Annotated in this window: 12 protein-coding genes; 5 read left to right on the forward strand and 7 right to left on the reverse strand. The window is 44.5% G+C overall.

Annotated features, from left to right (window positions below; genetic code table 11):
- Positions 1-53: 53 nt before the first annotated feature.
- Together E4663_RS11035 and E4663_RS11040 are read right to left on the reverse strand one after the other, a co-directional pair.
- Complete coding sequence (locus tag E4663_RS11035) at positions 54-1,298, reverse strand: aminopeptidase (RefSeq protein ID WP_421803760.1); 1,245 nt, start codon at positions 1,296-1,298, stop codon at positions 54-56.
- Between the two features lie 696 nt (positions 1,299-1,994).
- Positions 1,995-3,890 (reverse strand): ABC-F family ATP-binding cassette domain-containing protein, encoded by a 1,896-nt coding sequence (locus E4663_RS11040; RefSeq protein WP_135327661.1) that lies wholly within the window; start codon positions 3,888-3,890, stop codon positions 1,995-1,997.
- A 44-nt stretch (positions 3,891-3,934) separates the two neighbouring features.
- Here E4663_RS11040 and E4663_RS20080 point away from each other — a divergent pair, with 44 nt between their 5' ends.
- On the forward strand, positions 3,935-4,090 hold the full coding sequence (locus E4663_RS20080; protein WP_206663485.1) for a hypothetical protein: 156 nt from the start codon (positions 3,935-3,937) through the stop codon (positions 4,088-4,090).
- Between the two features lie 70 nt (positions 4,091-4,160).
- Here the strand turns inward: E4663_RS20080 and E4663_RS11045 are convergent, their stop codons facing one another.
- Entirely contained in the window at positions 4,161-5,603 is a 1,443-nt protein-coding gene (locus tag E4663_RS11045; RefSeq protein ID WP_079477846.1) for an alanine/glycine:cation symporter family protein, read from the reverse strand.
- 271 nt (positions 5,604-5,874) lie between these two features.
- Between E4663_RS11045 and E4663_RS11050 the strand changes: the two genes are divergently transcribed.
- The 3 genes from E4663_RS11050 to E4663_RS11060 all read left to right on the forward strand — a co-directional run bounded on the left by E4663_RS11050 (position 5,875) and on the right by E4663_RS11060 (position 9,528).
- A complete protein-coding gene (locus tag E4663_RS11050) occupies positions 5,875-6,999 on the forward strand; it encodes a Fe(3+) ABC transporter substrate-binding protein (protein WP_079477845.1) in 1,125 nt (374 codons plus the stop codon).
- 230 nt (positions 7,000-7,229) lie between these two features.
- Positions 7,230-8,813 (forward strand): ABC transporter permease, encoded by a 1,584-nt coding sequence (locus E4663_RS11055; RefSeq protein ID WP_135327853.1) that lies wholly within the window; start codon positions 7,230-7,232, stop codon positions 8,811-8,813.
- A 1-nt stretch (position 8,814) separates the two neighbouring features.
- The gene (locus tag E4663_RS11060) at positions 8,815-9,528 is read left to right on the forward strand and encodes an ABC transporter ATP-binding protein (RefSeq protein ID WP_079477843.1); all 714 of its coding nucleotides are present in this window, start codon (positions 8,815-8,817) and stop codon (positions 9,526-9,528) included.
- A 392-nt stretch (positions 9,529-9,920) separates the two neighbouring features.
- On the opposite strand, the gene E4663_RS11065 is transcribed toward E4663_RS11060, so the two are convergent.
- Genes E4663_RS11065 through E4663_RS11075 form a run of 3 tightly spaced genes read right to left on the reverse strand, consistent with a single transcriptional unit; the run spans position 9,921 to position 12,495 of the window.
- A complete protein-coding gene (locus tag E4663_RS11065) occupies positions 9,921-10,442 on the reverse strand; it encodes an acyl-CoA thioesterase (protein ID WP_079477842.1) in 522 nt (173 codons plus the stop codon).
- 56 nt (positions 10,443-10,498) lie between these two features.
- Positions 10,499-11,818 carry a sensor histidine kinase gene (locus tag E4663_RS11070; protein ID WP_135327662.1) on the reverse strand — a complete coding sequence of 440 codons (1,320 nt, stop codon included), beginning with the start codon at positions 11,816-11,818 and terminating at the stop codon, positions 10,499-10,501.
- On the reverse strand, positions 11,815-12,495 hold the full coding sequence (locus tag E4663_RS11075) for a response regulator transcription factor (protein ID WP_079477840.1): 681 nt from the start codon (positions 12,493-12,495) through the stop codon (positions 11,815-11,817). Before E4663_RS11075 ends, E4663_RS11070 begins: the two co-directional genes overlap by 4 nt.
- Positions 12,496-12,735: 240 nt before the next feature.
- Here E4663_RS11075 and E4663_RS11080 point away from each other — a divergent pair, with 240 nt between their 5' ends.
- Positions 12,736-13,869, forward strand: coding sequence for a S1C family serine protease (locus E4663_RS11080; RefSeq protein WP_079477839.1), 1,134 nt, complete (start codon positions 12,736-12,738; stop codon positions 13,867-13,869).
- 123 nt (positions 13,870-13,992) lie between these two features.
- Here E4663_RS11080 and cls read toward each other — a convergent pair whose 3' ends face one another.
- On the reverse strand, positions 13,993-15,435 hold the full coding sequence (cls, locus tag E4663_RS11085) for a cardiolipin synthase (protein WP_193554848.1): 1,443 nt from the start codon (positions 15,433-15,435) through the stop codon (positions 13,993-13,995).
- Positions 15,436-15,547 lie beyond the last annotated feature (112 nt).

Consider the following 15,547-nt stretch of genomic DNA (forward strand, 5'->3'; position numbering starts at 1 on the left):
CCGACTACATAAAAAAAGAGCAGTGCGATATCAATCGCACTGCTCTACCTGTCTTAATCATCAAAAGAAATTGCCCAGCTACCATTTTGCATAACTGGTTCTGTTGTTCCGTCTTCAAGAAGACCATGAATGTTAATTTCACCAGACCCCATCATGAAGTCGACGTGAGTCAAGCTGTCGTTTACGCCTGCTTTATCCAGCTCTTCTTCATTCATATCCGAGCCACCTTGCATGTTGTTCGGGTACGCTTTACCGAGTGCCAAGTGGCAGGACGCATTCTCATCATACAACGTATTATAGAAAATCAATCCAGATTGAGAGATTGGAGACGCATGCGGAACTAGAGCCAACTCCCCTAATCGACGTGCTCCTTCATCCGTATCAAGAAGATGTTGAAGCGTATCTTCTCCTTCTTCCGCTTTGAAGTCGACGACCTTTCCTTCTTTGAACGTCAAAGTGAAGTTATCGATTACGTTACCACCATAGTTTAATGGTTTAGTACTCGATACTGTTCCGTTCACACCATATTTATGAGGTGCAGTGAACACTTCTTCTGTCGGCATATTCGGGTTGAATCTAACACCCTCTCCTACCGTCTTAGAAGGTCCGCCTTTCCAGATGTGCCCTTTCGGGAGATCGACCTCCAAATCGGTGCCTGGTGCTTTGTAAATCAGTTTCTGATACTGTTTCTTGTTCAAGTATTCACGCGCTTTAATCAAGGTTTGGTTATGTTCTTCCCACGCCGCAACCGGGTCCTCACGATCTACGCGGACGATACTGAAGATTTGATCCCAAAGTTTCTTAACCGCTGTTTCTTCGTCTTCTCCAGGAAAGATCTTCTCGGCCCATGCTGGAATAGGAATACTGACAATTGACCACTGGATGCGGTCGTTCATTGTGTAACCACGAAACTCGGACATCGCTTGGGAGCGTGCTTTTTGAGAAGCCGCTACTTTCCCAGCATCGATTCCTTTCAATAAGTCAGGATCTGTTGAACGGACAGACAAAATCGCCGCTCCGTTCTTAGCGAAATACGTTAACTTGTCCTTCTCCCATTCAGGAACTTCAGACAGCGTTTCTTTGTCTACGTGTTCGTATTTCATTCGGGTGAGTTCATCATCGCTCCAGTTGATATGAACATCTTTCGCTCCCATTTCAAGCGCTTTTTTAGCAATAACGCGAGTGAACTCTGCACCTTCAATTGTGGAGTTGATCATTAAGTATTGGTTATCTTGCAGATTGACGCCTGTGCGCAGGGCCAAATCAGCATATTTTTCAAGCATATCTTGGCTTGGCATATACATTGTAAATATCCTCCTTCTGATAATGTATCCGTATTCATTATTCCATATTTACCTTAGATGCACAAAAAGAAGACTCAAGAGTTCTTGAGTCTTCTACAGGATGTCCAGAAAGTCCCTTCGGTTCTTCCATGCGTAGAAGAACGGTGTTGGAGAAACAGTCCGCTTTCCGCAGGCGTCCGGTGAGCCTCCTCGTTCCCTACGGTCTCTGTGGGGTCTCACGCTGTACTCCGCCCCTGCAGGAGTCTACCTGTTTCTCCAACACCTTTTCAAATGAAGTATGAACCTCTTATCATTCAGCTCCATGATGAGCGGCCCATAAATGTCCACACTTGAGGAATCAGCAATACATCAGCGCAATGTTCTGTTCGTGTACACCAGTAAAGTGGTCTAGTAAACGAAGAGACTCCTTTACAGTAGAGATCCAGTAGGGGTCTCACTGTTTTCCACCCCCTTTGTGAGAATTTGTTTTAACAGAACCAAGCGAGAATGGGTTACTACCTCCCGTACAATATCTTCGAAAGAAAAGGAAGGTGGTTTGTGCTTTCTGAGGAGACTCAGGCCGTGCCCGCGGAAAGCGAAGTATGTTGCCGAAGCGGGGCACGGACATATTACTTCACAAAGAACCCCGAACAATTCGCTCGGGGTTTCTAGTAAATGAATTCTTTTGACTCAGCCTCATTTATTTGATGGTTATTGGTTCATCTCTTCTACGATCTCCGACAACTCTTCCCATCGTTCCATCTTCGTTTCGAGCTCCTGCTCGACTTTCTCTTGTTTCGCATAGAGTTCTTGTACTTTCTCACTGTCGCTTGCGTTCGTTTCGATATCCTCTGCAAGTTGCTCGAGTTGTTCTTCCAGAGATGCAATATCGTCTTCAATTGTTTCCCATTCACGCTTTTCCTTATAAGAGAGCTTGCGCTTGCGATTGTTTCTTCGTGTTTGTTCCTGAGCCGAAGCCTCTTTTTTCTTTTCTTCGATTGCTTTCTTCTCTTCTTTTCTAGTTTCCAGGTACTCTGAATAGTTTCCGTGGAAGCGGCGTACTTGGGCTTTTCCTTCAAAGGCAAGCAACCGGTCAACGACACGATCAAGGAAGTAACGATCATGTGAGACTGTAATGACAACACCCGGGAACTGATCCAAGTATTCTTCTAGTACACTCAACGTTTCTGTATCAAGGTCGTTGGTCGGCTCATCCAGAAACAGTACGTTCGGCTCACTCATCAGCACCCGAAGCAGGTACAAGCGGCGTCGCTCCCCGCCAGAAAGCCTGCGGATATAAGTCCATTGTTGAGAGCGTGGGAATAAGAATCGCTCCAGCATCTGTTCTGCTGTGATTTCATCCCCGTCTTGGGTGTAAATCACTTCTGCTATTTCTTTAATATACTCGACTACTTTCAGTGATCCATCTATCTCTTCATGGTCCTGGGTGTAGTAACCGATTTTAACAGTTGAACCTACTTGTACTTCCCCACTATCCGGCTTGATTCTATCTGCCATAATATTAAGAAGCGTCGTCTTACCCGAACCATTTGGACCAATGATACCAAGGCGTTCGCCAGGCACTACAAGGTAGTCGAGGTTTTCGACGATTTGTTGTTCTCCGAAAGCGTGAGTGATGCCCTCAAGCTCTAGTACCTGTTTGCCAAGACGTTTTGAACCGATCGCAATGTCTACTTGGTCTTGATTGGTGTTAAAAGTTTCTTCCTTCATTTCCTCTACCCGTTGAATACGGGCTTTCTGCTTCGTACCGCGAGCTTTCACGCCCGCCCTCAGCCACGCCAGTTCTTTCTTCAAGGTATTCTTGTGCTTCTGTTCCGCTTGCTTCTCGAGCTCTTCTCGCTCCGCACGCTTTTCTAGAAATGTCTCGTAGTTTCCTTCATAGACATGTAGGTTGCTTCGTTCTAATTCATAGATAAGGTTGGTCACACGATTCAAAAAGTAACGATCGTGTGTGACGACCATTAGCGAACCTTTGTAAGAAGAAAGGTACTCTTCCAGCCATTCGATCGTCTCATTATCCAAGTGGTTAGTCGGTTCATCCAAAAGGAGTAGGTCCGCTGGCTGAATCAATGCCTTGGCAATGGCTACCCTCTTCTTCTGCCCCCCTGATAACTCGCTCACTCTTCTCTGGTACCCTTCAATACCAAGCTTGGATAGAACGGTTTTGGCTACAGTGTTTGCCCCCCAAGCTTCTGTTTCATCCATTCTTTGTTGAAGCGTAAGCATCCGTTCCTGTACCTTAGTGTCCTCAGGATTAACAGCAAGTTCTTGTAATACCTGCTCGTACTGTCGCATTGTCTTCATGATTTCCGAATCGCCATAATAAATTTGTTCTAACACCGTCAATTTATCATTCAATTCCGGCTCTTGAGGAAGATATTCGACAGTGAAATCTTTAGCATGATCCATCGTTCCTGCATCAGCTGTTTCGATCCCCGCGAGTACTTTAAGTAAGGTAGACTTACCTGTTCCATTCACTCCAATCAAACCAATTCTCTGGTGGTTTGCTACTGTAAATGATATATCGTGAAAGAGATCTTTATCTCCAAAACTTTTACTTAGTTGATCAACTTGTAACATACTCATTACGCTCATCCTTTTTGAAAAATCCTGAACCTATCATATCATAGATGGTTGGTGTCCACGTCTTCCCAGCATTCGCTAACCTAGTAGAAAATTGTGTGATGCTACGTTTACTTCCGACTGTAGTGAAAGTACTGTCGGCTCTTCCATGTGTAGAAAATGGGGTTGGAGAAACGGTCCGTCTTCCGCAGGCGTCCGGTTAGCTTCCTCGCTCCCTATACATCTTCAACAACCAGAAAACCCCTGAACATTTGGAATGTTCAGGGGTTTTTATTATTCGCCCATACGTTTTTGTTCTTCGTGGGAGGCGATATCTTGATCACGTCGCCAGTATTCCATACCTTTTACACCTGGAAGGTGATCCTGGTAGAAAACGGGATCTTTCCCTTCTTTCCGCTGACGCGCATAGTCTTTCATCGCTGTGAAAGCGACAGGCGCAAGCCGGGTGATGGCATACAGGTTGATCAGAATCATAACCCCCATCGATAAGTCAGCAAGTGACCAAACAATATCAAACTTGGCAAGCGCACCGAACATGACCATGCCCAGGACTGCTAAGCGATAAATGAAAATATTACGGGAACTTGCTTTGATGAACTCGATGTTGGTCTCTCCGTAATAGTAGTTTCCGATGATTGAACTGAACGCAAATAGAAGAATGGCTATCGCAATGAAGATCGAAGCCCATGTTCCAAGCTGGGATTCGAAGGCCATTTGTGTAATGACAATTCCGTCTGCGCCAGGGTTTTCTAGATAACTGCCTGAGAACAAGATAATGACTGCAGTTGCACTACAAATCAAAATTGTATCCGTGAATACACCAAGCGTCTGGATCAAACCTTGCTTGACTGGGTGCGTGACTTCAGATGTAGCAGCTGCGTTTGGAGCACTACCCATACCTGCTTCGTTGGAGAACAAACCACGTTTAACACCAATCAGAATCATTCCACCGAATGTCCCGCCAGCAACTTCTCTCAATCCGAAGGCGCCTTGGAAAATTTGCCCGAACATATCCGGTATGGCACTGAAATTATTAATAAGTACATATACAGCAAGAATAATGTAAAAAATGGCCATGAACGGGATAATGTACTGCGTTACTTGTGCAATACGCTTCAGTCCACCGAAAATGATGAGAGCAGAAAAAACAACCAATAAAGATCCCATCAGCAGTCTGTTTACATCGAATGAATTCTCAAATGCTAAGCGGATCGTGTTTGATTGTACTGCACTAAAGACAAGACCGTACGTGAATGTAATCGCCACAGCAAAGGCAATTCCTAACTTCCGATTATTCAACCCTTTTTCCATATAATAAGCCGGTCCGCCACGATACTGGTTCTTCTCTGGTACTTTGTAGATTTGGGCAAGCGTACTCTCAATGAAACTGGACGCTCCCCCTACCATTGCGACAATCCACATCCAAAATACAGCACCCGGACCACCGGTTGCGATGGCAGCTGCGACACCAGCTAGGTTCCCTGTACCGACACGGGATGCCGTACTAATAGCAAATGCTTGAAAGGGTGAGGTCCCTTTCTTCCCCTCAGCAGAAATAGCCCGCTTATCAAATAAGACACGAACCATTTCCGGAATGTAACGAAATTGCACAAACCGAAACTTGATTGAGAACCATAATCCAAGTCCCAGCAAGGCATACACTAGGATCCATCCCCAGAACAGGTTATTGATCCAATTTAAAGCCTCTTGAATCATTGTTACACCTCCAAATTCTATTTATTACCAATTTAGAATGTTGTTCCCTTATTCTATATTTCAAAACTCATTATAAAAAGATGATCTAAAATTCCCACTCAACACTTTACTAATAAAAAGCGCTAAAATCAATGCAAAATTCTTACCATTTCAAAAAGCAGACACATTTTTCAAAAAATAAGGGTTGACTTGAGAATGATTTTCATTACAATTGAAATTGGTATTGAAAATCAATCTCAATTAAACAGTACATAAGGAGTGGACTTACAAAATGAAAAAATGGTTTCTATTAAGCCTTGTTCTCTTATTAAGTATTCTTGCTGCATGCGGCAATACAGAAGATTCAGAAGAACAAGCTGACAGCACGACAGATCAAGAAGAAACAGAACAAAGCGGTGAAAGCACAGAGAGCGAAAATGAAGAAGCAGCAACAGAGAAAATCGGTGGTGAAGTGAACCTATACACAGGTCGCCACTATGAAACAGACCAAGAACTTTATGATACTTTCACAGAACAAACAGGTGTCAAAGTTAATGTCATCAAAGGAGACGACGATGAGTTGATTGCCCGCCTTGCCCGCGAAGGGGAAGCTTCCCAGGCTGACCTTCTAATCACTGCAGACGCTGGTCGTCTGTATCGGGCACAATCCCAAGACCTTCTACAATCTGTAGACAGTGACGTGTTAAATGAGAACGTACCTGAAAACCTTCGAGAAGAGAACGGCCAATGGTTCGGACTTACAAAACGTGCACGAATCATCGCTTACAACAAAGAAACTGTGAATGCAGAAGACATTCAAACGTATATGGACTTAACTAAAGATGAGTTCCAAGACAAAGTCTTAATCCGTTCTTCTTCTAACATTTACAACCAATCCCTTCTAGCTTCTATGATTGCACTTGAAGGTGAAGAAAAAGCGAAAGAATGGGCAGAAGGAATCGTTGATAACATGGCACGTGATCCGAAAGGTGGCGACCGTGATCAAGCGAAAGCGGTTGTAGCTGGTGAAGGAGACGTCGCTGTCATGAATACGTACTACCTTGGAAAACTGATTAACTCAGAAGACCCAGAGGAAGTAAAAGTCGGAGAGCAACTTGGTGTCATCTTCCCTAACCAAGACTCTACGGGTGCACACGTAAACATCAGCGGAATCGGAATGACAGCAAGCTCTAAAAACAATGAGCAAGCCCAAGCGCTTATGGAATTCTTAACAACAGAAGAAGCTCAAAAGCAATTTGCAGAAGCGAACTACGAATACCCTGTAAATCCTAATGTGGAAGCTTCTGAACTGCTTCAAAGCTGGGGAGAATTCAAAGCTCAAGATATCAACTTGGCTGAGCTTGGTGAGAACAATGATGCTGCGATCAAAATCATGAACGAAGTTGGCTGGAAATAAGCATAAAGATAAAGCGCCGCTCTTAAGAGAGCGGCGCTGTCTATATATACAAATTAATTGAGAATTGATATCATGATGAGTGTGAACTCAACGCTGAACCAAGTCTATCTTGTCTACAGGTGGATTTGGTTCAAGGTTGAGTAAACCTTTATGTAGGTAAGGACGTGTATGGATTGAAGCTTTTTCGAAAACTCCCTGGATACGCAAATATATGGTCATGGCTCAGTCTGATGATTGTCGTTTTAATTTTGATGCCGAACATCACGATTCTCCTGAACTTTTTCACCGAGAAGGCAGAGAATTGGGGACATATCCAAGAATTCATTTTACCCGATCTTCTTAAAAACACTAGTCTGCTAATGGTATTCACAGGCGTCTTATCCATCTTAATTGGAACCAGTCTTGCCTGGTTGGTATCAGCTTACGACTTTCCGATGAAACGATTTTTTAAATGGGCACTGATTCTTCCTCTCGCGATTCCACCTTATATAGCGGGTTATACGTATAACGGCATATTGAATTATACCGGAGTGATCCAAACAACTCTTCGCAATCAGTGGGGCATTGAGGTGGACCAAAAATATTTTGATATTTTGACTCTGCCGGGAGCTGTGTTCATCTTTACGCTTTTCTTATTCCCATACGTGTACACCATTACAAGAGCATTCTTAGCGAACCAGTCTGCTTCTATAGTGGAGAATGCACGCTTACTCGGGCGCAATGCTTGGGAAGTCTATTTCCGAATCGTGCTTCCGATCTCCCGAGGAGCGATTGTTGGTGGTGTCAGCCTGGTTTTACTGGAAGTATTGAATGACTACGGGTTAGTCCAGTACTTCGGAGTCCCGACGTTCAGCACTGCCATTTTCCAAACATGGTTCGGAATGAACGACCTGACTTCTGCTATTAAGCTTTCTGCGACATTGATGTTCATCGTCTTCGGCATTCTTATTCTGGAAAAAGTGCTCCGCGGTCGAAAGAAGTACAGTTATGCAAGTGCGAAGGTACGCCCTTTGACACCCGTTAGACTGAAAGGTGTGAAAGCTTGGACTGCCTTCAGCTACGCTTTTGTCATTTTTTCATTAGGCTTTCTCATCCCTTTCATTCAGTTGGTTGATTGGATGTTCTTAACCTTTGACAAAATCGCATCACCAGAATTCACGTCTCTACTGACAAATTCTTTACTCGTTTCGTTCGTTGGTGCGGCAATGATTGTGGTTTTCGCTGTGATCATCGCCAACTTTGCACGCATGCACCAGAGTATTGTATCTAAGTCTGCTGCACGGGTAACGATACTTGGCTACTCGATACCTGGTGCTGTCATCGCGGTTGGGATCAGTACGGTCTTCATTCAAATAGATCAGTGGTTATTCGGGTTCTATGACTGGGTCGGGATGGACCCGACGCTAGTCTTGAGTACCAGCCTGTTCATGCTAATTTCGGCGTACGTTATCCGCTTCTTAGCAATTGGGTATAACTCCATCGAATCTGGCTTTGACAAAGTTGGCCATCAATTCACGGAAGCTTCCAGAATGCTCGGCATGAATGTCACCCAAACATTTTTCAAAGTCGATGCCAGAATGATCCGTGGTTCTTTGATCAGCGGGTTCATCCTCGCCTTCATTGAAATTCTAAAGGAACTACCATTGACCTTGATTTTACGTCCATTCAACTTCGACACGTTATCCACCAAAGCGTTTCAGTACGCAAGTGATGAACAAATACACGAAGCCTCTCTCGCTTCCATTATCATTGTGATTATCAGCGGGATAGCGATTTATATTTTCCATCAAGTGTTAGAAAAGGAGCCAAACTGATATGTACATTCAAATCAAAGACCTTTGCTTTCGTTATGGAAACTCTAAGATGAACACGATTCGCAACTTCAACCTGTCCGTCAACCAAGGCCAAATTGTTTCGATTCTAGGAGAGAGCGGAAGTGGTAAGAGCACCATTCTTCGCCTGCTCTGCGGTCTAGAGACCCCAAGTCAAGGAGTCATATCGATCGGCGGAAAAACCGTGACAGATGACCGCAGCTTCGTGTTACCTGAGAAACGCGGAATCGGTATGGTATTCCAAGATTATGCTCTCTTCCCGCACATGACGGTAGCTGAAAATATCCAGTTCGGACTGAAAGGATTCGGTCGAAAGGCTAAAAAACAACGAGTGGAAGAAGTGCTCGACCTCGTCAATATGAAGGATTTCTCCAAGCGTTATCCACATGAACTAAGTGGTGGACAGCAACAACGGATTGCTCTTGCTCGTGCACTTGCACCGAAACCTTCGCTCTTATTGTTAGATGAACCTTTTAGTAACTTGGATGCTGATTTGCAGATCAAGATAAGAAGTGAACTGAGAGATATCATCAAGAAGACGGGCATTACCTCGATTTTCGTGACGCACGACCGTGAAGACTCCAAAGCCATTGCAGATCGGATCATTACCATGCGGGATGGTTCTGCCTATGATTGGGATTCTATTTGTACGATTAAATCAGAATTTCCCGAAGAACAGCCGATGACAATATCGTAAAAAAAGCTCTACTGCCAACTTGGCAGTAGAGCTTTTGGGTTGTTAGAAAATAGGAGTAACGGTTCTGTTAAAAAGTACATGAACCGTGGGGTGGAAAACAGCTCTCTTTCCGCGGCGGACGCCGAGCCTCCTCGGGCTAGCGCCCTGTGGGGTCTCGCCGTTGTCCGTGCATCCCGCAGGAGTATCGCGGTTTTCCACCCCACTTTGCTTAGATGTGTCAGAACAGAACCTAACGATAATAGAGGTTCCCCTCTCCTATCCCCTAAATAGTGCTGTTAGTGGATGCTATTCGTTTCTCCAACACCACTCCGCAAAGTTTGAGCGCACCGATCGTGCTTTCCCCCACTAATAAAAAAGACTCTACTGCTAAGTAAACAGTAGAGTCTTTTTTATTAGTCACGTGGCAGCCAAGGTAGGCCGGTTCCGAATTTCTCAGCAAGTTCTTTTGATTCTTTTCTTCTTTCCTTACGGTGCAGGCGTCGTCTTTCTGCACCTTCATGAAGCCATTTTTCCTGCTCTGATTCTGGAAACACTCCAGGTACAGGAGACGGTTCACTGTTTTCATCTACAGCTACCATGGATAGGAAAGCCGTTGCACACACTTTTCGTTCCCCTGTCAGCAAGTTCTCTGTAATCGCCTTGACGAAAACTTCCATTGAGGTATTGTGCGTTGCGGTAACGAACGCCTCCAAGCAAATCGTGTCCCCTTCTTGAACGGGAGCTAGGAAGTCGACGGAATCCGTAGATGCTGTAACGACCGGTTTGCGGCAGTGTCTTACCGAAGCAATCGCCGCAACATCATCGATATAAGCCATCAACTTCCCTCCGAATAGCGTGCCATGACTATTTGTATCAGGTGGAAGCACGTGTGAGTTTTTTACTGTTAATGATTCAATACAAGGTTTCTGGTCCATATAGATCGTCCTCTCTGTGATGATTGATAATGGTTAGCTACGTCTATTATACCATGCTAGCCCTTAGGTAATTCGATTTCGAATACAGCTCCTTGTTCATTATAAGCTTGAATAGAGCCGCCACTACGCTCGACAATTGCTCTTGAAATTGCAAGACCGAGCCCCGTTTCTCCTTCTTTCCCTTTTATGAAGCGTTCAAACAACTGTGGTAGAAGTTCCTCTGGAATTCCTTCCCCATCATCGCTTACTTTCACGACAACGTCTCTTTCTCTCACAATCGTTTCAACTTTGACATGCTGGTTTGCATGGCGAATAGCATTCTTGATGATATTGATGAATGCTTGCAGGACCCTCTCCCCGTCGACATTCGCATAGAAAGAATCGTTTGCTTCAACTTTCAATTCGATGCCCTTCTCTTGTGCGAGCGGTAACAGCCTATCGTATGCCTGCGTAACCAACTGGATCAAATCGTTTTGTTCCGGATGGTACACATCTTCACTACTATCCAACTTGGCAAGTAAAATCATTTCGTTCACGATTTTCTTCAAGCGCTCCGTTTCATTGACCATCACGTTGTACCCTTTCTCGGCCGCTTCCCCTTCAAACACGCCATCCCGAATGCCTTCTGCATAGCCTTGAATAGACTGCAACGGCGTTTTCAGTTCATGGGAAGCATTTTGGAAGAATTGTTTTTGAGAATGAATATATCGAGATAGCTCGTTCGCCATTTGCCGCACGCTTTGATCCACTTCTTTAATCTCTCCTGTAGCTTCCACAGGTTCTAATTGATCGAATTGACGCTTCTCTATTTTCTTGAGTTCAAGCTTCAACCTTGAGAGCGGCGTAACGAGTCTTTTGGTTAAGAAGTAACTGATCAACACGGCTAAGACGAGTCCGATGAAAATTACCACAATCATCCGAAACGCAAACACCGACTGGACGGCTTGTAAGTCGTTGAGAGGTGTCGCCATCACGAGTACCTGGTCACTCTGCGGAGAAAGTGGGAAGTCATAGACCACGTAGCGTTCCTCCAGACCTCCCCATACTTCCTGATTCACAAGCTCTTCATCATAACGAAGCATCCATTCCCTCGCTAAACTGGCTGGCATCGTACGGAAAAGTACGATGTCCTCACTACGGTCAAAAAGTAAAATGGGATAATTGCGGTCCTGAATCAGCTGAGATAGTGTGGGCCCGCTGGATGGCGTCTGGTCGTTGATGACATCGACCAATATATCCGCACGAGCCTCTAGCTGACGTTGTTCATCTTGAATCAACATATCCATTAATAAGGAATAGATAAAAAACGCGGTAATCGACATTAATACAAGAATCAACGCTGTGAAGGCAGCGTTCAATTGGTACAGCAACTTCATGATGATGGACCTCTCAGTCTATAGCCATGTCCCCAAACCGTCTCAATCGGCAGTTCTTTCATCTTTTTACGGATCCGCTTCACTAAATCATCGACAGCACGATCACTGCCGAAGTAGTCATCTCCCCAAACACGCACGAGCAGTTCCTCACGAGAGAAAGCTCTATTTTCTTGGGAAGCGAGAATCTTCAGTAGTTCGAATTCTTTCGTCGTAACATCGACTTCTGCCCCTTGGAAATAGGCCCTTCGCTCCGACTCACTCAGCTGTAAATCTCCAGCCTGGATCGTATCGGTGTCCTGCTCAGGTTGCATGACCTGCCATCTTTTCAAATGGCGCTTCACCCTTGCTACAAGTTCCCTTGGACTGAAGGGTTTAGTTAAGTAATCATCTCCACCAAGCTCAAGACCCAAGATCTTATCCACCTCATCATCCTTGGCAGAGATGATGATAATGGGAACCTCTGATGTCTGGCGGACGCGTTTACAAAATTCATATCCATCCATACCAGGAAGCATGATGTCCAGCACCCATAAATCAGGAGCTTCTTGTTCGAATATCTCCCAGGCTTTTTCCGCTGTATCGACAGCTTCTACCTCGTAGCCTTCTTTCTTCAAGTAAGCTTCTACGATATCTCGAATATTCGGATCGTCTTCCACTAGCCCAATCAATTGGTCCATCCTTCTCCCCCTCTATCCTATCGTTTCTCCTATTTTCTCATACAATCTAAGGCTTCTCCCCTTTTACACACTTATTCCACATTTTCTCCAAACTCATTCCATACCTGATACGTAGAATAAGAATTGTCAGAGAGACACACCGAAGAAAAGCCGAGAGCTTTTAGCAGCTATGAATCATAAGCTCTCGCTTCCATCTCAAGATTCTCTTCACTCTATCTCTGAAAGGAGTACAAAGTTATTATGCAAAATGAAGAGAAAAAACAACACCGCAATTATAAGCGTTCTGGATTAGCCTTTAGTGTACTTGGAGCAATTGTCGCTGTGTTCACCATTACGACGGTCTTCCAATGGCAAGGCATTTCTGTAGATATTAATACAAGTCAACCGACTGCACAAGCAGACGAGCTGCATCTAGGAGAAAATCAAAACGCTGTAACACAAGCGATCGATGAAGCTTCTAAAGCAGTTGTAGGAATTAGCAATATTCAAGGTTCCCAAAAAGCCGGCACTGGGTCCGGGGTCATTTACAAGGAAGATGGAGATCAAGCATTCATCGCAACGAATCATCACGTGGTAGAGGGATCTTCTTCTCTGGAAGTTATCCTGAGTGATGGGACGACAGTCGATGCTGAATTATTAGGTAGCGACCCCCTTACAGACCTGGCCGTTTTAAAAATAGATAGCGAACATGTCGAAAAAGTTGCTGATTTAGCCAACGCCGATAACGTAGAGGTCGGCCAAACAGCCATTGCGATTGGTAACCCACTAGGCATGGAATTCGCAGGATCCGCTACAAAAGGGATTGTCAGTGGTCTTAACCGTAATATTCCGGTAGATATTAACGGTGACCAACAACCAGACTGGCAAACCGAAGTGATCCAAACCGACGCAGCCATCAACCCTGGTAACAGTGGCGGCGCGTTGATCAACCTACAAGGTGAAGTAATTGGCATCAACTCTATGAAGATTGCCAAAGAAGAAGTCGAAGGTATTGGTTTCTCTATCCCGATGAACGTTGCTAAGCCGGTCATTGAGGATTTAGAAACAAAAGGTGAAGTAGAACGTCCTTACATGGGAGTTTCTCTTCAAGACGTCAACCAAGTGCCACGTGCTGCCCTAGAGCAACAATTGAACCTTCCTGCTGATGTCACACACGGTGTGATTGTCAGAGGAGTTGAGCAAGGTTCATCTGCTGCTAAGGCAGGTCTTGAAAAGTATGACGTCATCACCGAAATCAATGGTGAAAAGGTAGAAACACTGATGGAGCTTCGTCAATATCTGTATAACAAAACAGAGAAAGGCGATTCCATCGAGTTGACGGTTTACCGCAATGGTCAACCGACAACAACAGAGCTCACTCTTTCCTCCCAGTGATATAGATCGGAAAGAATTAACTTAAGAGAGGGACTTCCCTCCCTCTCAAAAACCCATACAACCTCTCTCTAAAAAGAGCGCTCGGCATAAGCCAAGCGCTCTTTTTTATTTCTTCTATTTTCATTACAAAATAGGTGACAATAACCTGGAAATCGCTTCTTTGAAACGGATCCATTTCGAACGGGATTGATATAATTTATAAGTCAGTTCTGTCGAATCGACCATGTCTTCATGGAAACGATCGGCAAGTAGTCCTGCAATGTCTGGATGATAAAGAAAAGCATTGGCTTCAAAGTTCAGACGGAAGCTCCGAACATCAATGTTAGCTGTTCCGACCGATGCAATCTCTCCGTCTACCACAATCGTCTTAGCATGAAGGAATCCTTTCTGATACACATATACCGTAGCCCCGGCTTGGAGGAGGTCTCCAATATTCGAATAAGTCGCCCAATATACAAAAGGGTGGTCCGGTTTATTCGGAACCATTATCCGCACATCGACACCCGAGAGAACGGCGATACGCAAGGCATCAAGCAGACTGTCGTCTGGGATGAAATAAGGTGTTTGGATATAGACGTAGTCTTTAGCGGACATGATCATTTTCATATACCCGTGCTTAATCTGCTCCCAATCGGAATCCGGGCCACTAGAGACAATCTGCATCCCTACCTCCCCTTTAGATTCAGACGCATAATAGCGATCTTCATAGACGATATCTTTTCGGGATGCTTGGTTCCAATCCAGTATAAAGCGTGTTTGCATGTGCCTGACCGATCCACCTTCGACTCTCAAGTGTGTATCACGCCAGTAGCCGAAACGCTTATTGAATCCTAAGTACTCATCTCCAATGTTGAATCCACCGATGTAGCCGACTTTCCCATCTATGATTGCCAGTTTACGGTGATTACGGTAGTTGATTTTGAAGTTTACTTTTGGAATCCATGATGGGAAGAAGGATTCTACTTGTCCTCCAGCTTCTCGTATCCTTTTTACATACTTACGACTCAGTAGCCGAGAGCCCATATCGTCATATAGAAGCTTCACTTCAACTCCCTGCTTCGCTTTCGCAATCAGGGCATTCGCCAATCGCTCCCCTAAATTATCATGACGTACAATGTAATAGAGTAGATGGATATGGTCCTCTGCCTGCTCGATATCTTCAATTAAGGCATGGAATTTTTTCTGCCCATCTGTAAAGAGTTCGACATCATTATCCTGCGACAAGAGCGCATCGTTGTTCTTCAAATGCATATAAATCAAATCTTCATACTTCACCATCGCCGGGTGATGGACCTCGAGCGTATCCTCTTTGATCGCATGCAATTGTTCCTGGACAGCTGTCAGCAGCCCCAAACGGCTCTTTTTGTCCCAAGTGAAAATTTCTTTATTACTGAGTCTGCGCCCGAATATTAAATACAGTATGAATCCTGCAATCGGAATAAATAACAAGACCATCAGCCATGCCCATGTCGCGCTTGCATCTCTTCGTTCTAAGAAAATGATGGCAAAAGCTAACAGTACGTTCAGGAAAAGAATGATACTAACTATATACGGAAAAATATTCACCATGACACACCAACCTTTACTCAGGCGAATCCGTGTTATCGCCGATTCTTCAGCTATTATTTCGAATTACATTCACAAAAAAGAGATATGCTCCTTATTCAAAAGCATACCT

The organism is Halobacillus salinus, from assembly GCF_004684905.1.
Classification (GTDB): domain Bacteria; phylum Bacillota; class Bacilli; order Bacillales; family Halobacillaceae; genus Halobacillus; species Halobacillus salinus.